The 24286-nt window shown below is 73.0% G+C and carries 23 protein-coding genes and 2 pseudogenes; 12 read left to right on the forward strand and 13 right to left on the reverse strand.

What is annotated here, in order from left to right; all coding sequences use genetic code 11:
* The 4 genes and pseudogenes from HMPREF3159_RS16355 to HMPREF3159_RS16370 form a co-directional block, all read left to right on the forward strand.
* Nucleotides 1-304: pseudogene (locus HMPREF3159_RS16355) on the forward strand (hypothetical protein); the annotation flags it as partial.
* On the forward strand, nucleotides 301-1938 hold the full coding sequence (gene lnt / locus HMPREF3159_RS16360) for an apolipoprotein N-acyltransferase (RefSeq protein WP_070502265.1): 1638 nt from the start codon (nucleotides 301-303) through the stop codon (nucleotides 1936-1938). The pseudogene HMPREF3159_RS16355 and the gene lnt, both read left to right, overlap by 4 nt.
* Nucleotides 1939-1993: 55 nt before the next feature.
* Nucleotides 1994-2752, forward strand: coding sequence for a polyprenol monophosphomannose synthase (locus tag HMPREF3159_RS16365; RefSeq protein WP_070502266.1), 759 nt, complete (start codon nucleotides 1994-1996; stop codon nucleotides 2750-2752).
* A gap of 34 nt (nucleotides 2753-2786) precedes the next feature.
* Entirely contained in the window at nucleotides 2787-3380 is a 594-nt protein-coding gene (locus HMPREF3159_RS16370) for an FxsA family protein (RefSeq protein WP_070502267.1), read from the forward strand.
* Nucleotides 3381-3464: 84 nt separating this feature from the next.
* Here the strand turns inward: HMPREF3159_RS16370 and HMPREF3159_RS16375 are convergent, their stop codons facing one another.
* The 5 genes from HMPREF3159_RS16375 to HMPREF3159_RS16395 all read right to left on the reverse strand — a co-directional run bounded on the left by HMPREF3159_RS16375 (nucleotide 3465) and on the right by HMPREF3159_RS16395 (nucleotide 8138).
* Nucleotides 3465-3815 carry an RNA polymerase-binding protein RbpA gene (locus HMPREF3159_RS16375; protein WP_010551569.1) on the reverse strand — a complete coding sequence of 117 codons (351 nt, stop codon included), beginning with the start codon at nucleotides 3813-3815 and terminating at the stop codon, nucleotides 3465-3467.
* A 142-nt stretch (nucleotides 3816-3957) separates the two neighbouring features.
* Nucleotides 3958-4770, reverse strand: a complete 813-nt coding sequence (locus tag HMPREF3159_RS16380; protein ID WP_070502268.1) for a glycerophosphodiester phosphodiesterase family protein — start codon at nucleotides 4768-4770, stop codon at nucleotides 3958-3960.
* On the reverse strand, nucleotides 4742-5728 hold the full coding sequence (locus HMPREF3159_RS16385; RefSeq protein WP_070502269.1) for an SURF1 family cytochrome oxidase biogenesis protein: 987 nt from the start codon (nucleotides 5726-5728) through the stop codon (nucleotides 4742-4744). Before HMPREF3159_RS16385 ends, HMPREF3159_RS16380 begins: the two co-directional genes overlap by 29 nt.
* Nucleotides 5725-6255, reverse strand: coding sequence for a hypothetical protein (locus HMPREF3159_RS16390; protein WP_070502270.1), 531 nt, complete (start codon nucleotides 6253-6255; stop codon nucleotides 5725-5727). Before HMPREF3159_RS16390 ends, HMPREF3159_RS16385 begins: the two co-directional genes overlap by 4 nt.
* On the reverse strand, nucleotides 6252-8138 hold the full coding sequence (locus HMPREF3159_RS16395; RefSeq protein WP_070502271.1) for a hypothetical protein: 1887 nt from the start codon (nucleotides 8136-8138) through the stop codon (nucleotides 6252-6254). The genes HMPREF3159_RS16390 and HMPREF3159_RS16395 overlap by 4 nt, the downstream gene beginning before the upstream one ends.
* Before the next feature lie 167 nt (nucleotides 8139-8305).
* On the opposite strand from HMPREF3159_RS16395, the gene HMPREF3159_RS16400 reads away from it, so the two are divergent.
* Nucleotides 8306-9031, forward strand: a complete 726-nt coding sequence (locus HMPREF3159_RS16400) for a beta-ketoacyl-ACP reductase (protein WP_070502272.1) — start codon at nucleotides 8306-8308, stop codon at nucleotides 9029-9031.
* Nucleotides 9032-9076: 45 nt separating this feature from the next.
* Entirely contained in the window at nucleotides 9077-9604 is a 528-nt protein-coding gene (locus HMPREF3159_RS16405; RefSeq protein ID WP_070502273.1) for a SixA phosphatase family protein, read from the forward strand.
* 62 nt (nucleotides 9605-9666) lie between these two features.
* Here the strand turns inward: HMPREF3159_RS16405 and serB are convergent, their stop codons facing one another.
* Complete coding sequence (gene serB / locus HMPREF3159_RS16410) at nucleotides 9667-10323, reverse strand: phosphoserine phosphatase SerB (protein ID WP_070502274.1); 657 nt, start codon at nucleotides 10321-10323, stop codon at nucleotides 9667-9669.
* 20 nt (nucleotides 10324-10343) lie between these two features.
* Nucleotides 10344-11585, reverse strand: a complete 1242-nt coding sequence (glgC, locus tag HMPREF3159_RS16415) for a glucose-1-phosphate adenylyltransferase (protein ID WP_053915770.1) — start codon at nucleotides 11583-11585, stop codon at nucleotides 10344-10346.
* Nucleotides 11586-11688: 103 nt separating this feature from the next.
* On the opposite strand from glgC, the gene glgA reads away from it, so the two are divergent.
* Nucleotides 11689-12906, forward strand: a complete 1218-nt coding sequence (gene glgA, locus HMPREF3159_RS16420) for a glycogen synthase (RefSeq protein WP_371441719.1) — start codon at nucleotides 11689-11691, stop codon at nucleotides 12904-12906.
* Nucleotides 12907-12951: 45 nt separating this feature from the next.
* Here the strand turns inward: glgA and HMPREF3159_RS16425 are convergent, their stop codons facing one another.
* Both HMPREF3159_RS16425 and HMPREF3159_RS16430 read right to left on the reverse strand, forming a co-directional pair.
* Entirely contained in the window at nucleotides 12952-13737 is a 786-nt protein-coding gene (locus HMPREF3159_RS16425) for a hypothetical protein (protein WP_070502276.1), read from the reverse strand.
* On the reverse strand, nucleotides 13734-15281 hold the full coding sequence (locus tag HMPREF3159_RS16430) for an RNB domain-containing ribonuclease (RefSeq protein ID WP_070502277.1): 1548 nt from the start codon (nucleotides 15279-15281) through the stop codon (nucleotides 13734-13736). The genes HMPREF3159_RS16425 and HMPREF3159_RS16430 overlap by 4 nt, the downstream gene beginning before the upstream one ends.
* 106 nt (nucleotides 15282-15387) lie before the next feature.
* Here HMPREF3159_RS16430 and HMPREF3159_RS16435 point away from each other — a divergent pair, with 106 nt between their 5' ends.
* On the forward strand, nucleotides 15388-16182 hold the full coding sequence (locus tag HMPREF3159_RS16435; RefSeq protein WP_070502278.1) for an ABC transporter ATP-binding protein: 795 nt from the start codon (nucleotides 15388-15390) through the stop codon (nucleotides 16180-16182).
* 4 nt (nucleotides 16183-16186) lie between these two features.
* Nucleotides 16187-17017, forward strand: coding sequence for a TrmH family RNA methyltransferase (locus tag HMPREF3159_RS16440; protein ID WP_070502279.1), 831 nt, complete (start codon nucleotides 16187-16189; stop codon nucleotides 17015-17017).
* Between the two features lie 32 nt (nucleotides 17018-17049).
* Here the strand turns inward: HMPREF3159_RS16440 and HMPREF3159_RS16445 are convergent, their stop codons facing one another.
* A complete protein-coding gene (locus HMPREF3159_RS16445; RefSeq protein ID WP_070502280.1) occupies nucleotides 17050-18057 on the reverse strand; it encodes an Abi family protein in 1008 nt (335 codons plus the stop codon).
* Between the two features lie 224 nt (nucleotides 18058-18281).
* On the opposite strand from HMPREF3159_RS16445, the pseudogene HMPREF3159_RS18235 reads away from it, so the two are divergent.
* Nucleotides 18282-18392 (forward strand): annotated as a pseudogene (locus HMPREF3159_RS18235) (aldo/keto reductase); the annotation flags it as partial.
* An 80-nt stretch (nucleotides 18393-18472) separates the two neighbouring features.
* Here the strand turns inward: HMPREF3159_RS18235 and HMPREF3159_RS16450 are convergent.
* The 3 genes from HMPREF3159_RS16450 to HMPREF3159_RS16460 all read right to left on the reverse strand — a co-directional run bounded on the left by HMPREF3159_RS16450 (nucleotide 18473) and on the right by HMPREF3159_RS16460 (nucleotide 21391).
* Nucleotides 18473-19624 (reverse strand): MFS transporter, encoded by a 1152-nt coding sequence (locus HMPREF3159_RS16450; RefSeq protein ID WP_246821662.1) that lies wholly within the window; start codon nucleotides 19622-19624, stop codon nucleotides 18473-18475.
* A gap of 247 nt (nucleotides 19625-19871) precedes the next feature.
* On the reverse strand, nucleotides 19872-20228 hold the full coding sequence (locus HMPREF3159_RS18240) for an SDR family oxidoreductase (protein ID WP_083306001.1): 357 nt from the start codon (nucleotides 20226-20228) through the stop codon (nucleotides 19872-19874).
* Between the two features lie 131 nt (nucleotides 20229-20359).
* Entirely contained in the window at nucleotides 20360-21391 is a 1032-nt protein-coding gene (locus HMPREF3159_RS16460; RefSeq protein ID WP_070502283.1) for an NAD(P)-dependent alcohol dehydrogenase, read from the reverse strand.
* A 490-nt stretch (nucleotides 21392-21881) separates the two neighbouring features.
* On the opposite strand from HMPREF3159_RS16460, the gene HMPREF3159_RS16465 reads away from it, so the two are divergent.
* Nucleotides 21882-22706 (forward strand): hypothetical protein, encoded by an 825-nt coding sequence (locus tag HMPREF3159_RS16465; RefSeq protein WP_070502284.1) that lies wholly within the window; start codon nucleotides 21882-21884, stop codon nucleotides 22704-22706.
* Nucleotides 22706-24286 (forward strand): DNA polymerase Y family protein (locus HMPREF3159_RS16470; RefSeq protein ID WP_070502285.1); only part of this gene is annotated, 1581 nt, incomplete at its 3' end. The genes HMPREF3159_RS16465 and HMPREF3159_RS16470, both read left to right, overlap by 1 nt.

The following is a 24286-nucleotide window of genomic DNA, read 5'->3' on the forward strand; positions in this document are numbered from 1 at the left end:
CGCCCCCGCCGCGCAGCGCCTCAGCGACCGCGCCGCATTCCTCGCCGCGAGCCGCGGCGGCCAGCGGGTCGCCGGGAGGCGCCATCCCGGCACGCTGCGCACCGGACTGCCGGCCACGTTCGTCCTGTGGGAGCCCTGGGACCTCACCGTCCGCTCCCTCGCCGAGCGGGTCGACACCTGGTCCACCGACCCCCGCTCCCGCACCCCGCTGCTGCCCGACCTGGACCAGGGCAGCCCGCGTGCCCTGCGCACCGTCGTCGACGGCCGCGTCGTCCACGACACGCTCGGCGAGGACGTCGAGTGAGCACCGCCGCACGAACCGCCGCCTCGCGCGCGCGCCCGCGAGGCCGCCGTCCGCGCGAGGAGTACGAGGCGACGCCCTGGGCGGTCGCGATCGGCTGCGGGCTCCTCGGCGGGATCTGCGCGCTGCTCGCCTTCCCGCCCTACGACCTGTGGATGCTGCTGCCGGTGGGGATCGCGCTGCTGTGCGGCGGGCTGTTGGTGCGCTCGGCCTGGCTGGCCGGCCTCGTCTCCCTGCTGTGGGGGCTCGCCTTCTTCATCCCGCTGACCGAATGGGCCAGCACCTATGCCGGCAGCGCGCCCTGGCTGGCGCTGGGCGTCTTCGAGGCGCTGTACATCGCGCTGTTCGGCCTCGCCGCCCGTGCGGTGATGGTGCGCCGCGGCCTCTGCGTCTCCTCCGCGCTGGTGGTCTCCGCGCTCTGGGTGGGCGTCGAGACGCTGAGGGGCAGCGCCCCGTGGGGCGGGCTGAGCTGGGGCGCGAGCGGCTTCGCGCTCTCCGGCTCGCCGCTGGTGCATCTCGCGCCGTGGATCGGGATGGCCGGGCTGGCCCTCGTGGTCGCCCTGCTGGCCCAGCTGCTGCTGCTCGGCGCTCTCGCCCTCCTGGGGCGCCGCCACCGCGGGCTGACCGGCTTCTCCGGCGTGTGGCCCTTCGCGATCGCCGTCGCCGCCGTGCTCGCCACCGTCGTCGTGCCCCACCCCCTCAACCGCGCCCCGGCCGAACGGCCCTCGATGACGGTCGCCGCCGTGCAGGGCTCGATGGGAGAGATCGACCCCGTCAGCTACACCATGCCGGACGACGTCTTCGACAACCACCTCACCGCCTCCCGCACAGCGGTCGATCAGGCCACGGCCGACGGCACCGACCTCGACCTCGTCGTCTGGCCCGAGGACTCCACCGGCTACGACCCGCGCGAGGACCCCTACCTCTCTTCCCTGCTGACCTCCCTCGCCCGGGACGCGGACGCCCCCGTCCTGGTCGGCACCCAGGTGCCCGTGGGGGAGTCGGAGCGGCTGAACCAGTCCGTGCTGATCACCCCGGAGGGCGAGAGCCCCTACGCCTACTCCAAGCGCCACCCCGTCCCCTTCGGCGAGTACATCCCGATGCGCGACGTGTTCAGCCGGCTCTCCGACAAGGTCGACCTCGTCTCCCGGGACATGATCGCCGGCGAGGAGATCGGCACCATGGACCTCGCCGAGCTCGGCCAGGGCGAGGGCACCGCCGGGCTGCTGATCTGCTTCGAGATCGCCTACGAGGGCCTCGTGCAGGACGTGGTCGACGACGGCGCCGAGGTGATCGTCGTGCAGTCGAACAATGCGCTGTTCGGCGACTCGGACGAGGCGATCCAGCAGCTCGCGCAGGCCCGGGTGATGGCGGTGCTCTCCGGGCGCAGCGTCGTGCACGTCTCGACCGTCGGCCATTCCGCGATCTACAGCCCCGAGGGACGACAGATCGATTTCGTGGACCACTGGGAGCAGGGCACGATGGTCGCCGACGTGCCGCTGCGCACCGGGACCACCCCGGCCGTGGCCGCCGGGCCGTGGATCGCGATCGGGATCTCCGCCCTCGGCGTCGCCGGGCTGCTCGGAGCGCTGACCTCCCGTCGGCGCGCCCTGGCCCGGCCTGCGGCCCGTCGCTGATCCTTCGGGCGTCCCCGCCGTCCCGCCCGCGCCGTCCGATCCTCCGAGGAGACCGATGCCCCGCCCGTCCACCGCCCCTCTGCCGCCGACCCTCGTGGTGATCCCCACCTATGACGAGCGGGAGGCGCTGCCCGGCACTCTCGAGCGGCTGCGGCGCGCGGTGCCGGAGGCGCACGTGCTCGTGGTGGACGACTCCTCCCCGGACGGCACGGGGGAGTGGGCCGAGGAGGTCTCCCGACGCGATGCGGCCGTGCACGTGCTGCACCGGGCGGGGAAGCAGGGCCTCGGCCCGGCGTATCTCGCGGGCTTCGCCTGGGGTCTCGAGCGCGGCTACGAGCAGCTCGTGGAGATGGACGCCGACGCCTCGCACCGGCCCGAGCAGCTGCCGGGCCTGCTGGAAGCCGTGCGGCGCGGCGCCGACCTCGCGATCGGCTCCCGCTGGGTGCCCGGCGGCGCCGTCCACGACTGGCCCGTCCGTCGGCGGCTCCTCTCCCGCGGCGCGAACGTGTACGTCACGGTGCTGATGGGTCTCGGGGTCGCCGACGCGACCGCGGGGTTCCGCGTCTTCCGCGCCGGGCTGCTCTCGCGCCTGATGGAGGAGGACATCGCCTCCCAGGGCTACTGCTTCCAGGTCGACATGACGCGCCGTGCACGCGACCTCGGCGCCGTGATCGTCGAGGTGCCGATCGACTTCGACGAGCGCACCGAGGGGGCCAGCAAGATGTCCTCCGGCATCGTGCGCGAGGCGCTCGTGAAGGTGACCCTCTGGGGACTCGCACGTCGCGCCCAGGGCCTTCGCAAGGCCCTGCGCTAACCTGGCCGTCTCCTCGCACAGGAAGGGAACCGCCGTGACGAGCTCGCCCCACAGCACCCCGGGGGCCTCCGGGCGCCCGACCGACCCCGCCGACCGCCGCCGCTCGCGACGCGCGAGCGCGATCCCGCTCGCGATCGTCGTGGTGGGCCTCCTCGAGCTCACGATCCTGGTGCTGATCGGCATGAACACGAGCCTGTGGTGGTCCGTGCTGATCGTCGTGGTGGGCTGGCTCGTGGGCGTGGCGCTGCTGGTCGCCGCCGGACAGCAGTCCTTCGTGCGCCTGCGCTCCCTGTTCCGTGCCGTGCGCGGCGGCGGCGAGGTGCAGGACCACCTCTCGCGCCCCGCCTTCACGATGCTCTCGGCGCTGCTGTTCTTCTTCCCCGGCCTGCTCACCGACCTCGCCGCGCTCGTGCTGCTGCTCACCCCGGTGCAGAAGCGCGCCGTCTCCGCGATGGGGCTGGGCAGCGGCTCGGAGCAGGCCCGCACCGTGCTCTACCGCCGCTCCGGCAGCGGCGTGATCGACGGCGAGATCATCGTCGAGAACCGCCGCACCGGCGGGGCCGACGGACGGCGGGAGGACGGCGCCGTCCCGCCGATGATCGTGCAGGACCCGCCCTCGCCGGAGTGACCCGAGCTGCGAGACCGCCTATAGGAAGAGCCCCCGCCCCGCCGTGATCGGCGGTGCGGGGGCTCTTCCCATGAGCTGCGGGTCTCAGAGGTTGCGGCGCTGGTGGAGCTTGCCGGCGCGCAGCAGCTCGAGGCGCTGGTCGAGCAGGACCTGGAGGTCCTCCTCGCTGCGGCGCTCGAGCAGCATGTCCCAGTGGGTGCGCACGGGCTTGCCCGGCTTCTCCTCGGGCTTCTCGTGGTCGCGCAGCACCGCGGTCTGGCCGCAGCGGCACTCCCACACGGCCGGGACGTCTGCCTCGACCGAGAAGGGGAGGACGATGTGGTGGCCGTTGGGGCAGTCGTAGATTGCCTCCTGGCGCGGTGCGGCGAGGACGCCCTCGTCGGTCTCCATGGAGAGGGAGCCCAGTCGGGTGCCTCGCAGGCTGCGGCTGTTCATGCGGTTCTCGCTTCCTGCCGGGGTACGGGGCCGGACGGTGTGCCGTCCGGAAGGTCTGTGCGGTGTCGTGCGCGGCGACACTCGGAGGTGTCAACGCCTGCGGGGCCGGATCTCTTCCCGGGAGCTGCACGGCCCTCGCGGGTCAGGCGTCGTCGAGGAGCTCGGAGAGCAGGTCGACGCGATTGGTGATGATACCATCCACGCCCTTGACCAGCAGATCCTGCATGGTCACGGGGTCGTCCACGGTCCAGACGTGCACCTCGCAGCCGGCATGGTGCGCGGCGGCGACGGTGTCCCGGGTCACCACCGGGATCCCCTTGTCCCTCTCCGGCACCTGCAGCGCGCCGTAGGGGGCGAGCAGCCGATCGGTGACGGCGAGCGGAGCCTCGAGCGCTCGGGCGGCGAGGAAGCGGCCGATCACGCCCCGGGAGGGGCTGCGCACGGCCGTGACGCCGGTCGCGGCGCGGAGCGTGGCGACCGCACGGCGCAGCACCGCGCCGTCGAAGCTCGCCAGGCACACCCGGTCGGCGCTGCGGGTCCGGGCGATCGCGGCGACGGCGGGACCGATCGCGGAGGGGCTCTTCACGTCGATGTTCAGCGGGACGTCCGGGAAGGCGTCCAGCACGTCCTCCAGCATGGCGAGCGGACGGTCGCCGGGCAGCCGCACGGCGCCGGCGTCCCCCGCCGAGAGCTCGTCGATGCGGCGGGGGTCACCCGCGATGCGGGCGAGGTCCTCGTCGTGCACGGCGAGGGCCAGCCCGTCCCGGGTGGCGCGGGTATCGGTCTCGAGCATGTCCGCGCCGGCGTCGAGGGCGTCGCGGAACGCCTCGAGGGTGTTCTCCGGCGCTTCGAGCGCGAGGCCCCGGTGGGCGATGCGGCGCGGCCGCGGGCCGGGCAGGAAGCGCGAGGCGGGCTCTCCGGGCCGCTCAGGGCTGCTGCTGGTCGATGAGGGCATCCTCTTCCTCCTCGTCCTGACCCCGTCGACGCGCGCGGACGGCGCGTCGGGGGCGATGGTCTGCGGTGACCCGTGCACCGGACCGCGCGGGGATCCGGGACCCGGGGGCGGTGGCGGCGTGCGGGCCCGTCGGAGCGATCGCGCCCGACGCGCCGTCCTCGTCGTCGCCGCGCGACGTTCCTGCGTCCTCCGCCTCCTCCGCGGCGAGGTCCTGGAACTGGCGGCGCAGGCGGAAGATCAGGGCGCCCGGGAAGAACAGCGCGAAGATCCACCACTGGAAGGCGTAGGACAGATGTGGCCCGAGGCCCGTCTCCGGTGCCGGGAGCGGTTGCGGTCGGTCCGCTGCCGGCTCCTCCTCCGCCAGCTCGCCGAAGGCGCCGATCACCACGGCGTCCGTGTCCAGGCCGAGCTGGGAGGCGATCTGGGTGGGGTTGACGGAATGGGCCTGGCCCTCCGGCGGGACCCGGTCCAGCACCGGCTCCGCCGTCCGCAGACGGGCGGTCACCGTGAGCGTGCCCTCCGGGACGGGCGCCGGATCGGCGGGGGAGCTGGCGTCGGCGTCCTCCGGCACCCAGCCGCGCACCACCATCAGCGTGGTGCCGTCCTCGCCGCGGAAGGGGACCAGCTGCCAGAAGCCGACCTCGCCGCCGAGCTGCCGGTTGCGGACGTAGAGCACACAGCCGGGCTCGGTGCAGTAGCTGCCCTGCATCTCGACCGGGGTCCACACCTGCGCGTCCGGGAGCGGAGCCGCAGGATCGGGCATCGCCTCGACGAGGGGGACAGGAGAGGCGTCGTAGTTCTCCTCGATGACCGCGGCGCGGTCGCGTTTGTCCTCGAAGCGGCCGTACTGCCACAGCCCGAGCGACACGCAGACGGCGGCGAGCAGCAGCACGACCACGAGGCCGAGGAGGGTGTCGCGGGAGAGCAGGATGCGGCGACGGACGGAACGGTCGGTCATCCGCGATCAGGTGCCGCGGCGCCCGTCCCGTGCTCACCGGGCATCGCGTGCCCGGCCCCGTGCAGATGGCTCGCCTGCTCGCCGAGCACGCCGGTGAGGTCCTCGATCCCGAACTGCACCAGCTGCACGAAGAGGATCACCGTCGCGGCGGTGAGCAGCAGGCCGAGGGCCGTGACCGTGATCGTCATCCCCAGCCGCAGCCGCGGCCGGTCCCTGCGGGGCTGTGCCGGCGGGAAGCCGTAGTCCTCGTCCTGGAGATGGTTCTCGGTCCACATCCCGGGGTTGAGGACGGAGACCGGGTACTGCTCGACCCGCGCCCGGGGGCGGGCACCGCTGGCGGGGACATCCTCGGAGTCCTGCAGCGGCGCCGCGACCTGCGGGGCGGATCGGTCGCCCGTCCAGAGCCTCCACCCGGCCGGCACCGGCCCCCAGGAGGGGCCGGGCCGGAAGTCCGCCGGCGGGACCCACTCGTCATGCGGGGGTTCGGGCCAGTTCGGCGGCGGGTTGAAGCGCTGTGCGGAGGTCACGCAGGGACGTCCCAGGAGTAGGTGTCCGAGTAGGAGTCGAACTCCAGCTTGAGGTCGCCGGCGCGCTTGACGTCGAACAGCATCGTCATCGTGTACTCGTCGCCGGCCGTGAAGCCGTTCTCGGGGTAGAAGCCGGCCCCGGAGCCCTTGAGCCCGTAGGTCTCGCTCGACGGCGTGATGCCGCCGCCGTAGGGGGTGATCACGGTGAACTGCTGCGGGTTCAGTCCGTCGAAGGTGCCCTCGGTGACGGTGAGCTTCGCGGTGAGGACGAGGTAGTCGCCCTGCTCGCCGGGCTCGACGGTGCCGCCGTACTCGCTCGGGAGCTTGTCAGCAGGGGTGTAGGCCATGTGCACGGCGAGCGTCCCGGTGCCGTCGGTGCCCACGATCTCGACCGGCTTCGCGGAGGGGTCGATGGTGGCGAGGTCGGTCGGGGTCGGCTCGGCCGCCTCCGCCTCGTCGTCGGTGGTCTCCTCGGGGGTCGTCTCCTCGCCGCCGTCGGTGGTCTCCTCCTGGGACGTGGTCGGGTCGCCGCCGCCGGTCGGCTCGTCGCCGCCGCGGTTCAGCAGGAACACGCCGCCGATGATCGCGAGGACGAGCGCGATGATGATCAGGAGGATGCAGCCGACCCACCAGAAGCGCCGGACGATGCCCTTCTTCGGCGGCTCTGCGTCGGTCGACGCGGTCCATGCTGCCCCGGAGTCGGTCGAGGGGGAGCCCTGGCCGTAGCCCTGGGCGGGGGAGCCGGGGCCGTAGCCCTGCGAGGGCGAGCCCTGACCGTAGCCCTGGGCGCCGTAGTCGGAGGGCGAGGCCTGGCCGTAGCCCTGGTCCGCCGAGGCCTGGCCGTAGCCGGCCTGCGCCTGCCCGTAGCCCTGGTCGGCGGAGCCCTGGACGTAGCCCTGTCCCTGGCCGTAGCCGGACGCGGAATCGCCCTGGCCGTGGGTCTGGCCGTAGTCGGGCGCGGAGGGCGCCCCGCCGTCGGCGGAGCCCTGGGAGGCGTCGTAGGAACCTTGGGCGGCGTACGCGCCGCCGGCCACCGCACCGCCGACGGCGGCACCGCCTGCGGCTGCCGCACCCCAGCCCGTACCGCTGTGGCCCGTGCCCTGGGTGGAGGCGTCCTGGGCCGTGCCCGGTGCCGGCTCCGCGGTCTCGTACGGGGCCTGCTGGGCGAGGCCCGCCCCGAGGTCCGGTCCCGCGTACTCGGCGGTCTCCGAGGCGCCGGAAGTCCCGGAGGCCCCGCCGGCGTCGACGCCGGCCTCGGGGTCGGTCCCGGCGGTGCGGGGGTCGGTGCCCGCGACGTGCGTCGCGTCCTCGGCGTCGGAGGGAGCGGACTGCTGCGGTGCATCGGCCCCAGCAGGCGCCGGTGCGGGCTCCCCTTGGTCGACGGGCTCCGCCGCATGCCGCCCGCGGGTGTCGTCGGCGTGCTCGCCGGACGGTGCGACCTGCGCGGCGTCGGCACCGCTGGGAGCGGCGCCGTAGGGGTTGATCGCGCCGTACTGGCCGGAGGAGCCCTGCGTGGCATGCGCGTCCTGCGCGGCAGGGGCATCCTGGCCGGCGGAGCGATCCTGAGCGTCCGCCGCGGGCTCGGACGCGGTGGTCACGGGCTGCTCCGGCTGCTGTGCCACGTGCGTCTGCGCATCATCGCCGGCGCTCAGCCGCGTCGCGTCGTCCTCGACCGGCGCGGGCTCCTGCGCAGGAGCGGGCTGCTCGGCCGGAGCCTGCTCCGGCGCGGGCGACGGGGCCGACGGGGCGTCCTCGGCGCTGACCCAGAAGTTCCAGCCCTCGGGCGCGGGGCCCCACGACGGATCCGGCTGCCAGCCGGGAGGCGGGCTCCACTGCGGATCGTCGATCGGCCAGTTCGGCGGAGGATTGAAGCGATAGGCCATCGTGGCGCACCTTCCGGAGCTGTGGGCGGGGCCGGGTCCCCCCTCGGGTCCCGACACTCTCTCGCCCCGTATCGTAGAGCACACACCCCTACCGGGCGGCGTCCCCGCCGCGTGCCGACACACCGGTTCCACGCCGCTCCCGCCGCCCCTGACACGAAGGAGTCCGCATGACCGAGAGCACCCCCGAGCCCCGCAGCGTCCTGATCACGGGAGGCAACCGGGGCATCGGCCGGTCGATCGCGGAGGAGTTCCTCCGCCGCGGCGACAAGGTCGCGGTCACCAGCCGCTCCGGCGCCGGCGGCCCCGAGGGCGCGCTCACCGTCGCCGCCGACGTCACCGACGGCGACAGCCTCACCGCCGCGATCAAGGCCGTCGAGGCCGAGAACGGACCGATCGAGGTGCTGGTCGCGAACGCCGGCATCACCGACGACCAGCTCCTGCTGCGGATGAGCGACGAGTCCTTCGAGACGGTGCTCGACACCAACCTCACCGGCGCATTCCGCACGGTGCAGCGCGTGATCAAGTCGATGGTGCGCAAGAAGAAGGGCCGCATCGTGCTGATCAGCTCCGTGGTGGGCCTGTACGGCTCGCCCGGGCAGGTCAACTACGCGGCCTCGAAGTCCGGTCTCGTCGGCATCGCCCGCGCGCTCACCCGCGAGCTCGGCTCCCGCGGCATCACCGCGAACGTGGTCGCGCCCGGCTACATCGACACCGAGATGACCCAGCAGCTCTCCGAGGACCTCCAGGACAGCTACCGCAAGGCGATCCCCGCCGGGCGCTTCGCGGACCCGGAGGAGGTGGCCCGCGTCGTGGCGTTCGTCGCGAGCGACGATGCGGCGTACATCTCCGGCGCCGTCATCCCCGTCGACGGCGGCCTGGGCATGGGACACTGATCCCCGTCCTGAACCGACCGACCGTGAAGGTGTGAACCCACCCCGATGTCCTCCTCCGACCCCGCCAGTCGTCTGCTACTCCTGATGCGCCACGGCAAGGCGGAGAACAGCTCCGGCCAGCCCGATCACGAGCGTGCGCTGGCCGAGCGCGGACAGTCCCAGGCCCGCCTGGTGGGGGAGTACCTCGCCGCGCAGAACGTGGAGGTCTCCCGGGTGCTCGTCTCGGACTCCACCCGCACCGCGCAGTCCTGGGAGGGCGTCCGCTCGCAGATGCCGGACTTCGACGGCGAGGTCACCTCGCACGAGGCGATCTACTCCGGCGGCCCCTCGGAGCTGCTCTCGCTGGTCCGGGGCGTCGCTCCGGAGCACGCGGTGGTCCTGGTGATCGGGCACGAGCCGACCATCTCCTCGCTCAGCGCGCTGCTGGCCGACGACGACTCCGACGCCGGGGCGACCGCGCAGGCCCGCATCGGCATGCCGACCGGCTCCATGTCCGTGCTCTCCGGCTCCCTGGAGAACTGGGACGCCCTCGGCGAGGCCGCGCTCACCCTGCACACCATCGTCCGCCCCTGAGGCCGACGCGACAGCGCCCGCCCACCGTCGCGGTGGGCGGGCGCTGTGCTGTGCGGAGCCGCTCAGCGGGAGGCCGCGGCCTCCAGGTGCGGCCAGGCGTCGAGCAGCGACTCCCCGTCCAGCACCACGTCGGCCATCTCCCGCAGCGCGGGCTTCGCCCGGAAGGCGATGCCGGTGCCGGCGGCGGCGAGCATCTCGCGGTCGTTCGCCCCGTCACCCATCGCCACGATGCGCGCGACCGGCACGCCGTGCCGCTCGGCGAGCTCCTCGAGGGTGGCGCGCTTCGCGGCGCCGTCGATGATCGGGCCGAAGACCTTCCCGGTGAGGCGGCCCTCCGCGATCTCGAAGCGGTTCGCCCGCACGTGGTCGATGCCCGCCTCGGCGGCGAGAGGATCGATGACCTCGTGGAACCCGCCCGAGACCAGCGCGGTCGCCCAGCCGGCCGCCTTCGCGCGGCGCACCAGCTCGAGCGCGCCGGGCGTCGGCACCAGAGAGGAGCGCACCACGGCGAGCACCGAGTCGTCGAGTCCCTTGAGCAGCGCCACCCTCGCCCGCAGCGACGCGGCGAAGTCGAGCTCGCCGCGCATCGCCGCGGTGGTGATCTCCTCGACCTCGGCCCGCACGCCGGCGTGATCGGCGACGAGCTCGATCACCTCCTGCGTGAGGAAGGTCGAGTCGACGTCGGAGACGAGCAGCCCCGTCGCGAGGGAGGTCGTCATGGTCCCGGGAACTGCGGCGCTCACGGCTCGATGACCGTGCCCTTGCCGATCACGGTGATGCCGGAGTCGGTGACGACCCAGCCGCGGGCCCGGTCCTTCTCGGCGTCCAGGCCGATCTGGGTGCGCGGGGGGACGATCACGTCCTTGTCGATGATGGCGCGGTGGATCTGGCAGTGCCGACCCACTGTGACGCCGTCCATCAGCACGGAGTCCGAGACCGTCGACCAGGAGTTCACGCGCACCCCGGGGGAGAGCACGGAGCTGGAGACCGAGGCGCCGGAGACGACCACGCCGGGCGAGATGACGGAGTCCACCGCGGAGCCGACGCGGCCGGGGCCGGCGTGGACGAACTTCGCCGGCGGCGCGTTGCGGTGCCCGGTGAAGGTGGGCCACTTGTCGTTGTAGAGATTGAACACGGGGTGGATCGAGATCAGATCCATGTGCGCGTCGTAGAAGGCGTCCAGGGTGCCGACGTCGCGCCAGTAGTCGCGGTCGCGATCGGTGGAGCCCGGCACGTCGTTGTGGATGAAGTCGTAGACCGTCGCGTCGCCCTTCTCCACGAACGAGGGGACGATGTCGCCGCCCATGTCGTGCTTGGAGGAGTCGTCCTCGGCGTCGCGGGTGACGGCCTCGACCAGCGCGTCGGCGGTGAAGATGTAGTTGCCCATCGAGGCGAGGACGGAGGAGGGGTCGTCGGCCAGGCCCTCGGTCTCCTTCGGCTTCTCGACGAAGGCCTTGATGGCGGTGGGGTCCGATGGATCGGTCTCGATGACGCCGAACTGGTCCGACAGCTCTTTCGGCTGACGGATCGCGGCGACCGTGCAGGAGCGGCCGGACTCGATGTGCGCGTCCAGCATCTGCGAGAAGTCCATGCGGTAGATGTTGTCGGCGCCGACGACGACCACGTACTCCGGCTTCTCGTCGTGGATCAGGTTCAGCGACTGGGCGATTGCGTCGGCGCTGCCGCGGAACCAGTGCTTGCCCATCCGCTGCTGCGCGGGGACCGGCGCGACGTAGTTGCCCAGCAGCGAGCTCATCCGCCACGTCTGGGCGATGTGCTTGTCCAGCGAGTGCGACTTGTACTGGGTGAGCACGACGATCTTGAGATAGCCGGAGTTGACGATGTTCGACAGGGCGAAGTCGATGAGGCGGTAGATGCCGCCGAACGGCACTGCGGGCTTTGCCCGATCGAGGGTCAGCGGCATCAGCCGCTTCCCCTCGCCGCCGGCGAGGACGATGGCGAGGACCTTCTGGGACGACATGGTGCGAGGATAGTCCAATCGTGGCACTCGTCACGCACATCCCCGAGAGCGTGGACGCACCGGGCGGAACGGGCGAACCGGTCCGCGTCGTGCGCCCCGCGCCGTGGCACGAAGGAGAAGGAGCCCCATGCGCGTCGATCTGCTCACCAAGGAGTACCCCCCGGAGGTCTACGGCGGTGCCGGGGTGCACGTCGCCGAGCTCACCAAGGTGCTGCGCCCGCACATCGACGTGCGGGTGCGAGCCTTCGGCGCCGAGCGGGAGGAGGAGGGCACCAGCTCCTACAGCACCCCCGCGGAGCTCGAGGGGGCCAACGCCGCCCTGTCCACCCTCGGCACCGACCTGCTGATCGCCGCGGACTGCGGCGGCGCGGACCTGGTCCATTCCCACACCTGGTACGCGAACTTCGCCGGGCACGTCGCCTCGCTGCTGCACGGGATCCCGCACGTGCTCTCGGCCCACTCCCTCGAGCCGCTGCGCCCGTGGAAGGCGGAGCAGCTCGGCGGCGGCTATCGCGTCTCCTCCTTCGCCGAGCGCACCGCCTACGAGGGCGCCGCCGGGGTCATCGCGGTCTCCGCCGGGATGCGGGAGGACATCCTGCGCGCCTACCCCTCGGTCGACCCGGCGAAGGTGCACGTGGTCCACAACGGCATCGACATCGACTCCTGGGCCCCGAACCAGGACACCTCGGCGCTGACCTCCCGCGGCATCGACCCCGAGGCGCCGACGATCGTGTTCGTCGGTCGGATCACCCGCCAGAAGGGCCTGCCCTACTTCCTGCGGGCGGTGCGCGAGCTGCCCGAGGACTACCAGGTGGTGCTGTGCGCCGGCGCCCCGGACACCCCGGAGATCGCACAGGAGGTCGACGGCCTCGTCAGGGAGCTGTCCACCACCCGCGGCAACGTGCACCTGATCACCGAGATGCTGCCGCGACACGAGCTGACCCAGATCCTCACCCACGCGACCACCTTCGCGTGCCCGAGCATCTACGAGCCGCTCGGCATCGTGAACCTCGAGGCCATGGCCTGCGGCACCCCCGTGGTCGCCTCCGCGACCGGCGGGATCCCCGAGGTCGTCGCCGACGGGGAGACCGGCTACCTGGTCCAGCTCGAGCAGCTCAGCGACGGCACCGGCACCCCCGTGGACCCGGAGAGGTTCATCGCCGACACCCGCGACGCGCTGGTGCGGATGGTCTCGGACCCGGCACGGGCGAAGGAGATGGGCGAGGCCTCGCGCCGTCGTGCCGCTGAGCACTTCTCCTGGACCTCGATCGCGGAGCGCACCCTTGAGGTCTACCGCACGGTCATCGAGCAGTCCCGCTGACCGACTGACCGTCGGCCGTCCCGGCTCGCGCCGGGACGGGCGAGCTCAGCCGAGCTCGTCCAGCACGATCCGCTCGATCGCCTCGACCAGCGCCGCGCGCGCCGCCTCGTGCAGCTCGTCGAGCAGGCCCCGCCGTGCGAGCGCCTCCGAGAGGTCGATCGTGTGGCCGTGGCCCTCCTCGATCTCGGAGCGGGTCAGCAGCAGGGTGCGGGAGGCCAGGACCAGCAGGTGCGCGGCCGCCCCGTCGACGTGGCGCGGCAGGGCGGTGGAGATCCAGGTGGGCGGGATGCGGGCGGCCTCGACCGGCTCCTCGGGCACCAGGTCCAGGTCGACGCTCCCCTCGGCCGTGCGGCGCAGCGCGCGCAGCAGCTCCTCGCGGGCGCTGCCCGAGGTCGCTGCGGGCGGCACCTGTGCGCCGAGCGGCGCCTCGACCTTCACCCAGGTCACCGCCGTGACCTCGCGTCCCTCGACCTCGACCGGGGTCAGCACCGGGACGAGGGTGTGATCGGCGATCCCGGCGCCGGTGACGATGATCGCCTGCTCCGCCTCGAGGGCGAGCGGCACCACGGGAGGCGGGCCGACGAGCCCCGCGAGCCGGCCGGGGGCGGGCAGCACCAGACGCAGCTGGGCGAGCGGCAGACGGCGCAGCGCCGTCATCCACTCGAACAGGTCCGTGCCCTCGCCGGAAGGTCCGGAGCGGCCCACGCCGTGGCTCATCCGGGCGGCGTCGTCGGGGCCGAGGTCGCCGCGCAGGTAGGCGGCGGTCCACAGCATCAGCACCGCCGCCCGGGGGAGGGCGACGAGATCACGCCCGGCAGCCGCCTCGCTCACGAGCCTGCTCCGTCCGCGCCGCCGGGCGCCCCGTCGTCGGCCGCGCTCGCCCCCTCGGCCGCGACGAAGACCGCCCGCCGCGCGGGGACGTCCACCGTCTCCAGCCGCACCCGCACCACGGTCCCGACCTCCGCGTCCATCGGCACCCAGGCGGTCACCGGCGGATCGGTCAGCTGCACCTCGACGCGCAGCGGAGCGCCAGAGCCGTTGCCGTTGCCCTCGCTCGCCTCGCGCCGCTCGATCACCGTCGCGTCGAAGGTCTCGCCCTGCCAGGCGACGAGGGCGGCGGTCTCCACCAACTCGCGGGCGGCCCGCTCGAGGCTCCCGGCCTGCGCGCCGGTGGACTGCATCGCCTCGGGGATCTCGCCGAGGGCGGCGAGCAGCTCCTGCGAGGGGCTGCGGCCCTGTGCATGGTCCAGGCAGACCAGCAGCACGAAGCGGTCCACCAGGCGGCGCAGCGGCGCGGTGGTGTGGGCGTAGGGCGCGGCGATCGCGGCCTGCACCGGGTCCTCGGGCACCTCCTCGGGACGGGTGAACGCCGCGTAGGAGGCGCCCCGGAACAGGGAGGTGGCGAGGTTCAGCAGCGCGAGATGGGTCGGTTCGCGCCAGTCCAGGGAGCGCAGGAACTCCCCGTACTCCACGCCCTCGCGCCAGGGCACGCCGAGCACCTGGCTCTGGCGGCGGAACCGGTCCACGGCGCGCTGCTCCGCCGACGGCATGGTGCGCAGGATGCCCGCGCCGTGCTCGAGCATCAGGCTCGCCGCGGCCATGCCGGTCATCAGCGAGAGCTGCGCGTTCGCGTCCTCGATCGGGTTCATGCTCCGCCAGGTCAGCCGCACGTGGTCCTCCTCGGCCACCACCTCCTGCTCGGGCACGTTCAGGCTCGCCCCGCCGCGCTCGGCCTCGAGCGCGGTGCGGAGGTCACCGATCTCCTGCAGCAGCACCATCATCGGATGGCCCCGCCCGGCGTCGAGCTCCTGCTGCACCCGGTCGTAGCCGAGCTTCGCGACCGAGCGGACCAGCGCCCGCTCGAGCCCGATCCCGACCACCTCGCCGCGCTCGTCCAGCGTCAGCTCCCACACGAAGGCGGGCGCGGTCTGCTCCGGCAGCAGGGAGGCGACGCCCTCGGAGAGCACCTCGGGATGCAGCGGGATGCGACGGTCCGGGAGGTAGAGGGTCTCCCCGCGCCGCCGCGCCTCGTAGTCGATCACGCCGTCGAGGTCGACGAAGAAGGGCACGTCCGCGATCGCGTACAGCACCCGGTACCCCTCCGCGGTGCGCTCCAGGTGCATCGCCTGGTCGAGGTCCGTGGAGCGTGCCGGGTCCAGGGTCACGAACGGCACGTCCGTCAGATCGCGTCGCTCCGCACCGCCTGCCGCGGCGTCACGGCCCGCGGCCTCCTCGGCGGCGGCGAGCACCTCGGCGGGGAACTCGAGCGGCACGTCGCCGTCGTGGTCAGCCAGGAGCACGTCGATGCCCTCACGGAGGTCGTCGGCGGCGACCGAGCCGCGCGGTGCGAGCAGGGAGACGGGACGGTGCGCCACAGGGACCTCCAGCAGGTCGGGGTCGGACCGGGCCAGTCTAGGCAGGGGCCGACGCGCCCGGTGGGCCGACCACGGACCAGGGCGCCCAGGCGATAGGCTCGGGGCCATGTCCGTCGCAGCAGCCACCCTGACCGATGTCACCGTCACCCGCAGCGGGAAGACCATCCTCGACGAGGTGACCCTCCGGATCGGGGAGGGGGAGCGCTGGGCGGTGCTCGGCCCCAACGGCGCCGGCAAGTCCACCCTCGTGCGCCTGCTCTCGGCACGGCTGCACCCCACCTCCGGCACCGTCGAGATCCTCGGCGAGCAGCTGGGGCGCGTGGACATCTTCGAGCTGCGCCCCCTGCTGGGCCTGGCGAGCCAGGAGCTCGCCGACACGATCCCGGCCGACGAGACCGCCGAGAACGTCGTGGTCACCGCCGGGTACGGCGTCGTCGGCCGGTGGCGGGAGAGCTACGACGAGGTCGACCTCGAGCGCGCCCGCACCCTGCTGGCCGCCTTCGGCGTCGGCGGCCTCGCGGACCGTCACTTCGGCACCCTCTCCACCGGCGAGCGCAAGCGCGTCCTCGCCGCCCGTGCCCTGATGACCGATCCGGAGCTGCTGCTGCTGGACGAGCCCGCGGCGGGCCTGGACCTCGGCGGCCGCGAGGCGCTCGTGCGCACCCTGGGCCGGCTCGCGAAGGACCCCGCGACCCCGGTGACGGTGCTGGTCACCCACCACGTCGAGGAGATCCCGCCGGGCTACACCCATGTCGCGCTGCTGCGCGACGGCGGGCTGGTCGCCGCCGGCCCCATCGCCGAGAGCCTCACCTCCCAGAACCTGACGAGGACGTTCGGGCTGCCGCTCGTGGTGGAGCAGCGCGGCGAGCGCTTCACCGCCCGCTCCCTCTCCCTGGACTGAGCGCATGAGCGAGGCGCAGCTGCGCCGGATCACCGAGCTCGGGGACCCGGCGCTCGACGACTACCTGCGCATGACGGACGTGAAGCTCCGCTCCCGCGTCGAGGTGGAGCGGGGCCTGTTCATGGCCGAGAGCTTCGAGGTCATCTCCCGTGCGATGGATGCGGGCATGGCCCCGCGCTCGTTCCTGATGAGCGAGAAGTGGCTTTCGAAGTTCGCGCCGCTGTACGAGCGCTTCCCCGAGGTGCCCGTGTTCGTGGGGAAGGAGGCGCTGCTCGAGCAGCTCACCGGCTTCCACCTCCACCGCGGCGCGCTCGCGGCCATGCAGCGCCCCGAGCTGCCCGGTGTGGCCGAGCTGCTGGAGGGGGCGCGGACAGTCGCCGTGCTCGAGGACATCGTCGACCATACGAACGTCGGGGCGATGTTCCGCTCCGCCGCGGCGCTCGGCGTGGACGCGGTGCTGGTGACCCCGCAGTGCGCGGACCCGCTGTACCGCCGCTCGATCCGCGTCTCGATGGGCACCGTCTTCCAGGTGCCGTGGACCCGGCTGACCTCCTGGCCCGCCGCGGGCATCGAGGGGCTGCACGAGGCCGGCTTCGACGTGCTCGCCCTGGCGCTCACCGACGGGGCGGTGCCGCTGGACGAGGTGGACCTCGGCCAGGAGCGGAAGGTCGCCCTCGTGCTCGGCGCCGAGGGCCACGGCCTGAAGCCCGCGACGCTCCGCACGGTCGACGAGCACGTGGTGATCCCGATGGCCGGGGGAGTGGACTCCCTCAACGTCGCCGCGGCCAGCGCCGTCGTGTTCTGGCAGCGACGGGCGATGCTCGCGCAGGGGTGAGACTCGTCAGTTGCCGGGCACCCTGAGAGTGCTCACGGGGCCAGATGCTTGGCCCAAAATCCGTCGTCCGCCCAGTCTTCGGGGATCCCCATTCCAATGAGGTTCATCCGGGGCCGAGCGCTGATCAGCTCGTGCAGGCGGCGCGCCCAGCTGCTACGGGGAGAGACGGTCTCGAGCACTGCTTGGAGCGACACGAGAACGGGGTAGAGGCGCTTTCTCGAACGCTCGGGGAGAGCATTCGCTCCTGTCAACCACGGGATCGACGGCGAGGTGGGAATAGCGGGATAGACTCCGAGCCCGACGTTCCACAGCCGTCCGTGATGCGCGCAGATGTTCCTGACCCGGACGTAGGTCCGTAGCCATGACTCCAGGACCGGGGCGGTGAGTCCGATGCTCTTGGCGATCGCAGTCCGATCAGCAGGACGCTTCAGATTGCGGTACGTGCTCGCGAGCTGTCCGATGGTGAGGGTCTCGACCATCAGCCAGGACGGAGGCAGCTCGGGAGCGCTGTACGTCGTGAGGTAATGCTCGAGAGCCGACCGGTGCACCAGAGAATCCTCACCGGCGTCGGGCGTCCCCCGAAGCCGCTCGTCGCAGCTGTCTTTGACGATTCTGAGGAGCCCGTCGTGCCTGCGTTGATCGCGGAAATGAGAAGCGTCCATATACCAATGGGAGTTCTCACTCGAGGTCGCCATGTGATCGGTGAGTGCAGCCCGGACGGCTACCTCGACCCGCTCTAGCGCATCGAGGACCAGGAGCCGCAGTGCACGATCGAAGACATAAAGATCCAGCACATCGTCGAACTCGGTTCCCTCGCGGAACAGATGGTCGGAATGGCCGTGCTGGAACGGAATGTTGTACGGCGAAAAGCGGTAGTACCCGATGTGCCGCAGATACCGTGCCGTCCGCTCGGGTTCAGGGATGACCAGTCCACGTTCGGACAGCCGTTCGATGAGCTCGTCGAGGGTGAGTGGCGGCTTGTCGTAGACGAGCGCGCCCCGTGAACGCGGCGAATGACGATTCGGGGCGTAGCGATCCATGTCGAGTCCTTGCTGCTGGCAAAGAAAATCCCCCAAGTGCGCATCGTCGAGAGGCGTGGGGGATGTAGTGCACTCAGTATAGCACTCCATCCCTCGGCCGATCCGGACCTCCGCAGTGCCGACGTGTCGTGACCTCCACCCCGAGTCACTGAGAGCAGCACGATCTCCGAAGGGGGAACTGCCAGTTCCTCCCGTCCCGTCGCCGCTGCTCCTAGCGTGGTCGCATGACGATCGATCTCACCGCACCGAACCCCTCGTTCACCCTGAACAACGGTGTGACGATGCCGGCCCTCGGCCTCGGCGTCTTCCAGACCCCGCCGGCTGAGCGCATCGCCGAGGCCTAGCAAGGCCCGCCGAACAGGGACCGGACGCGTGGCGATCGCGCTCCTGAATCAGCCGTCCCGGCTCACGTGGCTCAGGCTCGCGCCGTCTCCGCGGGCCGGGCCGCGAGTCGCTTCGCCAGTGGGATCATGACGAGCCCGATCACGGTCAGCACCGCGCAGATCGCGAAGATGCCGCGCTGTCCCAGCAACGGCAGCGCCCCGGCGGCGATGATCGGCCCGGACAGGATCGCGCCGACGCGCCTCGCGTTCATGAACAGCCCCGTGGACATCCCCGCCCCCGGGATCAGGTCCTGGAACAGCGTGAGCCCGATCCCGGAGATCGCCGCGAAGCCGAGCGCGTTCGGGATCTGCAGCACGAGCAGCAGCACCGGCTCGGTGACCAGCACCAGCCCGGCGTAGTAGACGGCCGAGAGCACGGCGCCCACCGCGACCAGGGTCAGGTGCGAGATGCGGTCGCCGAGCCGGCCGATGATCATCAGCGCCGGCACCTCGAGAGCGGCGGCGACGCCGAGCACGATCCCCGCCCACATGACGCCGAGACCCACCGTCTCGGTGACGTACAGCGCCATGAACGTCATCGCCGTCGCATTCGTGGCCTGGAACAGTACGAACGCACCGATGATCACCACGGTCGGGGTGCGGCTGCCGGGCGGCAGCGCGTGCGGGGAGCGGGCCGGCTCGGGCGCCTCCGCGGCGACGGAGCGGTGCTGCCGCATCATCACCGCGGTCGTCACGATGTTCACCACCGCGATCACCACCAGTGCCAGCAGGATGCCGCGTGCCCCGGCCGAGCCGATGATCGCGGTCGCGAGCGGCGGCCCGCCCATCCAGGCCGCGGAGATGATCGCGCGGGTGTCGACGATCGTGGAGGTGGCCGCGCCGACGTCCCGCAGATGGGCGAACAGCATCGTGGTGCCGAGCCCCGCCGGGCCGCCGAGGACCACCAGCGCCACCGTCGCGAGCGGCAGCGTGCTCACCGCGGCGAGCGCTGCGGCCAGCGCGATCGTCAGCACCGCGGCGGCCATCAGCATCGGCAGGTACGTGCGGCGCCGGTCCGCCCAGGCGGGCAGCACGATCGAGGCGATGAAGCCGCCGGCGTTGTAGATCGCCAGCGACCAGCCGATGTCGGCGGTGGAGGCGTCGTAGAGCGTGGCGAGGATCAGGGCGAGCGCGGGGCTCAGCAGCGAGGAGTGCAGCCCCCACAGCAGCGCCGCCGACGGCACGAGCAGGCGGGAGGCGACGGGGCGCCGCGGGGCGTCGGAGGGAATGGAGATCCTTCATCGTTCGGAGGTAGAGCTCCCGGCACGCTATGCCGCCGCCGTCCTCGCCGGGAGGAACTGCCAGGGCACCCCTCAGCTGCGACGCGCGAGCAGGCTGATCGTGTTCGGCAGCCGCCCGTCCCAGGCGGCGGCCGGCTCATCGCCGACGACCCCGCTCCGCGTCCGGGGATCGATCGTGCCGGCTCCGGACTCAGACTCCTCGGGCCGACCTACCCGGCCCATCGGATGCATGCACGCGATCCTCTCGGGCCTTCCAGGTTCTCCTGCGTCGGCATGTCGGCGGGGGCGTCTCGGCGAGAGAGGAGATGCGGAAGGTCGCGCCCGCGTTGTTCACCACGGCATCGATCCGTCCCGCCCGAGACGTCGCGGCGTCGAACAGCTCGTCGATCCCCGAGTCCGTCGTGAGGTCAGCGCGGACCGTCGAGCACGTCACCCCCAGAGCCTCCGCCTCCGACCTGGTGGTAGCGGCCGCGGGCTCGTCGCGGACGTACCCGAGGACCAGGTCCCGCCCGTCCTGGGCGAGTCTGAGCGACGTGGCCCTCCCGATCCCTCACGGCCCTCCGGTGATGAGCGCCAGGCGGTTCTGCATGGCGCCATCGTAGGGCGGCTGGCGCACGTGGCGCCGTCAGGGGTGCGCGCAGGACGGACCTGGTGGACCTCCTGAGCGCCGCCCCGTCCTTACAGCGCGATCTGGATCTTCACGTCCGTCGGCCGGCCCTCGAGGAAGCGCTCGAACGCCTGGACCGAGTCGTCGAAGGCGAAGGTCTCCGAGACGAAGGGGGAGAGGTCGACGGCGTCGCTCGCGGCGAGGTCGATCGCCTTCTGGTGCACGTTCGCGTAGCGGAACACGGTCTCGAGCGAGACGCCCCGGCTCTGTGCGGTGGCGATGTCGAAGGGCACCGGGTCCACCGGCATGCCCACCAGGACGATCCGCCCGCCCGGTGCGGGCAGCGCCCACAGGTCCTGGTATGCGGGTGCGGCACCGGTGGCCTCGAAGACGACCTGCGGGCCCCAGCCGCCGGTCGCCTCGCGGACGACCTCGCCCAGGCTCTGCGCGGTCGCGTCGACCGTGGTGAGGCCGTCGATCCCGTCCAGCAGCGCGAGCTTCTCCGGCAGCACGTCGGAGATGAACACGCGGCTCGCGCCGCCGGCGAGCGCGGCGAGCGCGGTCATGATCCCGATCGTGCCGGCGCCGACCACGGCGGCGACGTCTCCGGGGGAGATCTCGGCCTTGGTCGCGGCGAACATGCCGACCGCGAAGGGCTCGATCAGCGCACCCTCGGCGAAGCTCATCGACTCCGGGAGCCTGTACGTGTAGGCGGCGGGGTGGAGCACCTCGTCGGCGAGGCAGCCGTGGACGGGCGGGGTCGCCCAGAACTCGACGCCGGGGTCGACGTTGTAGTTGCCCTCCTTGACCGCGCGGGAGGTGGGGTCCGGGACGCCCGGCTCCATGACCACGCGGTCTCCGACGGCGAGGCCCGTGACGCCCTCGCCGACCTCGAGCACGGTGCCGGCACCCTCGTGGCCGAGGATCATCGGCGCCTCGACCACGAACGGGCCGATCTTCCCGTCGGTCCAGTAGTGCACGTCCGAGGCACAGATGCCGACGGTGTGCATCGCGATCCTCACCTGACCGGGGCCGGGTGCGCCGGGCGCCTCGACCTCCTCGATCGACATCCGGTTCTTCTCGTGCAGCACCAGCGCTCGCATCCCAGTCCTCTCCCTCGATGTGCGGTCCGTCTCATGATCGCAGAGGAGCGGCGGGGGAGGAGGGGAGGTCCGACGACGGACGGAGCGCCTCCCACTCCACCCTGCTCTGCCTGCCCTGCCGCCCCGAGGGACAGGTGTATGTATTTGTTTTTCCACGTACATCATGTACATCACGTACGCGCGCTTCTTGCCGGACACCTCTGTCCGCCCCCGCGCTCGTCGCCTCGGAGCACCCATCGCTCCGGGTGCTGTCGCGCACCCCGGGCGCGACGACGGGGTCGGCGCGGAGGGGATGCGTCGCGCGAGACCCAGCCCGCGACCCCGCCCGTTCCGCTCGCCCCTCGTCTGTCACACCTCTCCCCGAACCTTCGTATGCACGTTCGATGTCACGACCTGGGCGCCTTGAGCCCCACCCCGCCGAGGCGTACAGTTCGAACCCCTGTTCGAACGCGAGTGCGAAGGAACGGCGAGGGCCGGAAGGAGGAGCGCGATGGGCACCACCCTGCAGATCGAGGACCGCGAGGAGCGGCTGTCCCGGGCCCGGGCCGCGCTCGGGGCGGCCGAGCGCTCCGCCGCCCGCTGGGGCGGGCGAATCGACCGCACCGCCCTGCAGCCCTCGGCGCGCCCCGTCTCCGAGGCCGAGGACGACGGGCTCGGCGCCCGCCTGCCGGTCCCGGGGCCGCTCCGGACGCTGTTCCCGCGCGGGAGCCTGCGCGCCGGCAGCTCCGTGGCGCTCGAGGGCGCCGCGAGCACCTCGCTGCTGCTGTCCCTCGCGGTCGCCGCGGCGGGGGAGGACTCCTGGTGCGCGATCGCCGGGATGCCCGATCTGGGGTTGCGCTCCGCGATGGACGCGGGCCTGGATCCCTGCCGCCTCGTCCTCGCCCCGGCGGACGGCGAGCAGCGTCCCCAGGTGCTCTCCGCTCTCGCCGACGGGGTGGGCGTGCTCGTGCTCGGCCCCGACCTGGACCTCGCCCCGGCGCTCTGGCGCAGCCTGCTGGGCCGTGCCCGCACCGCCGACACCCTCGTCCTCGCCGCCGCCCCGCCCGGCCGCGCCGACCTCACGCTGCGCTCCACCGCTCGGGGATGGTCAGGCCTCGGCCAGGGCTCGGGACGACTGCGTCGGCGCCGTCTCGAGATCATCGCCGAGGGCCGCGGCATCGCCGGTCACCGGTCGGCCGAGGTGCTGCTGCCGCAGGTGGACGGGATGCTCGCAGCGGCTCCCGCCGGTGCGGCGGCGGGGGCTGCGGCCCGTCCGGCGGTCGCGGAGCGGCGTCCGGCGATGCAGCTCCTGCCGAGCGCGCGGAGGGCCGGGTGATGAGCGTGCACGCCCCTGCCGACCTCCACGCCCCCGCCGCGGCCGGCCCCGCTGCTGTCGACGCCGCCATCGCCCGGGCGACCCGCACCGTCGCCGTGACCGTCCCGGACTGGCCGCTGCTGGCCGCGCTGGACCGCCACCAGCGACGCCTCGAGGCCGCCGCAGGGAAGGAGGACGCCCCCGCGCCGGTCCCGCTCGATCTCGCCGCCGTCCCGGTGATCCTGCTCGACCAGCACCGCGTCACCCATGCCGGCGCCGCCGCCCTCGAGGCCGGGGTGCGCCCGGGGATGACGCGCCGCGCCGCCCGGGCCGCCTGTCCCGAGGCGCTCGTGCTGGAGGCCGACCGCGAGCAGGAGACCGCGCTGTTCGAGCTGGTCGCCGCCGCGGTGGACACGATCGCGGCCGGGGTGGACGTGCTGCGCCCCGGGGTGCTGCTGATGTCCGCCCGAGGGCCGGCCCGCCACCAGGGCGGGGAGGAGCGCCTCGCCGAGCGGATCCTCGACGCGGTCGCCGACCTCACCGGCTGGGACTGCACCGTTGGAATCGCCGACGGCCCCTTCGCCGCACTGCTCGCCTCCTGGCCGGGCCGGATCGTGCACGAGGGCCGCAGCGCCGACTACCTCGCCCCGCACCCGATCCAGGCCCTGCGCAGCGCCCCCGTCGGCCCCGGCTGGGGCCATCGCGGTCAGCCCTCGGCCGCCCGCCCCGAACGACGCCTCGACCTCGCCGAGACGGTCGACCTGCTGCAGCGGCTCGGGATCACGACCCTCGGGGATCTCGCCGCGCTGCCCTCGGCCGCCGTCGCCGACCGCTTCGGCCCGGATGTGGCGACGCTGCACCTGCTCGCGCGCGGGCAGGAGCCCGCCCCGCCCGCCGCGCACCATCCCACCCAGCCGCTGCTGGCCGAGACGACGCTGGAGACCCCGCTGGTGCGCACCGACCAGGCGGCCTTCATCGCGCGTCCGCTCGCCGAGCAGCTGCACGCGATGCTGGTCGAACGAGGGCTGGTGTGCACCAGGCTGCGGATCGTGGCCCGCACCGAGGGCGGCGAGGAGATGGAGCGCACCTGGCGGCACGACGGGGCGCTGACCGTCGCCGACGTCGTGGACCGCATCCGCTGGCAGTGCGACGGATGGATCACCCGGGCGCGACTCGGCGGTCCTGCGACCGGGGCGATCACCCGGATCGGGCTGCATCCTCTGCAGCTGGCCCCGGCGGGGGAGAACGCGCCCGCGCTGTGGGGCAGCGCCGGGGAGGCGGCGCAGCGGGCCTCCCGTGCGCTCGCCCGCGCGCAGGGCCTGGCCGGGGAGGAGGCGGTGCAGGTCCCGGCCCTCGTCGGGGGGAGGCTGCTGGCCGAGGAGGTCGCCCTGGTGCCCTGGCGCAGCGAGAAGCCCGCACGGCGCGAGGGTCCCTGGCCCGGCGCCCTGCCCCGCCCGGTGCCCGCGACCGTGTTCCGCGACCCGCCCGCGGTGCGGCTCGAGGACGCCGCGGGCCGTCCCGTCGTGGTCACCGCCCGTGGTCTGCTGAGCGGCGCGCCGGCCCGCCTGCTCGTCCTCGCCCCGGGCGCGCCGGCGCTGCAG

This window comes from Brachybacterium sp. HMSC06H03 (assembly GCF_001807385.1).
In the GTDB taxonomy this organism is placed as follows: Bacteria; Actinomycetota; Actinomycetes; order Actinomycetales; family Dermabacteraceae; genus Brachybacterium; species Brachybacterium conglomeratum.

What these genes read in the sequence shown, in the direction of transcription:
- HMPREF3159_RS16365 (WP_070502266.1), top strand. Translation starts at nt 1,994, where the DNA reads ATGCCCCGCCCGTCCACCGCCCCTCTGCCGCCGACCCTCGTGGTGATC.
- HMPREF3159_RS16375 (WP_010551569.1), bottom strand. Translation starts at nt 3,815, where the DNA reads ATGAACAGCCGCAGCCTGCGAGGCACCCGACTGGGCTCCCTCTCCATG.
- HMPREF3159_RS16380 (WP_070502268.1), bottom strand. Translation starts at nt 4,770, where the DNA reads ATGCCCTCATCGACCAGCAGCAGCCCTGAGCGGCCCGGAGAGCCCGCC.
- HMPREF3159_RS16385 (WP_070502269.1), bottom strand. Translation starts at nt 5,728, where the DNA reads ATGACCGACCGTTCCGTCCGTCGCCGCATCCTGCTCTCCCGCGACACC.
- HMPREF3159_RS16395 (WP_070502271.1), bottom strand. Translation starts at nt 8,138, where the DNA reads ATGGCCTATCGCTTCAATCCTCCGCCGAACTGGCCGATCGACGATCCG.
- HMPREF3159_RS16400 (WP_070502272.1), top strand. Translation starts at nt 8,306, where the DNA reads ATGACCGAGAGCACCCCCGAGCCCCGCAGCGTCCTGATCACGGGAGGC.
- HMPREF3159_RS16405 (WP_070502273.1), top strand. Translation starts at nt 9,077, where the DNA reads ATGTCCTCCTCCGACCCCGCCAGTCGTCTGCTACTCCTGATGCGCCAC.
- serB (WP_070502274.1), bottom strand. Translation starts at nt 10,323, where the DNA reads ATGACGACCTCCCTCGCGACGGGGCTGCTCGTCTCCGACGTCGACTCG.
- glgC (WP_053915770.1), bottom strand. Translation starts at nt 11,585, where the DNA reads ATGTCGTCCCAGAAGGTCCTCGCCATCGTCCTCGCCGGCGGCGAGGGG.
- HMPREF3159_RS16435 (WP_070502278.1), top strand. Translation starts at nt 15,388, where the DNA reads ATGTCCGTCGCAGCAGCCACCCTGACCGATGTCACCGTCACCCGCAGC.
- HMPREF3159_RS16440 (WP_070502279.1), top strand. Translation starts at nt 16,187, where the DNA reads ATGAGCGAGGCGCAGCTGCGCCGGATCACCGAGCTCGGGGACCCGGCG.
- HMPREF3159_RS16445 (WP_070502280.1), bottom strand. Translation starts at nt 18,057, where the DNA reads ATGGATCGCTACGCCCCGAATCGTCATTCGCCGCGTTCACGGGGCGCG.
- HMPREF3159_RS16460 (WP_070502283.1), bottom strand. Translation starts at nt 21,391, where the DNA reads ATGCGAGCGCTGGTGCTGCACGAGAAGAACCGGATGTCGATCGAGGAG.
- HMPREF3159_RS16465 (WP_070502284.1), top strand. Translation starts at nt 21,882, where the DNA reads ATGGGCACCACCCTGCAGATCGAGGACCGCGAGGAGCGGCTGTCCCGG.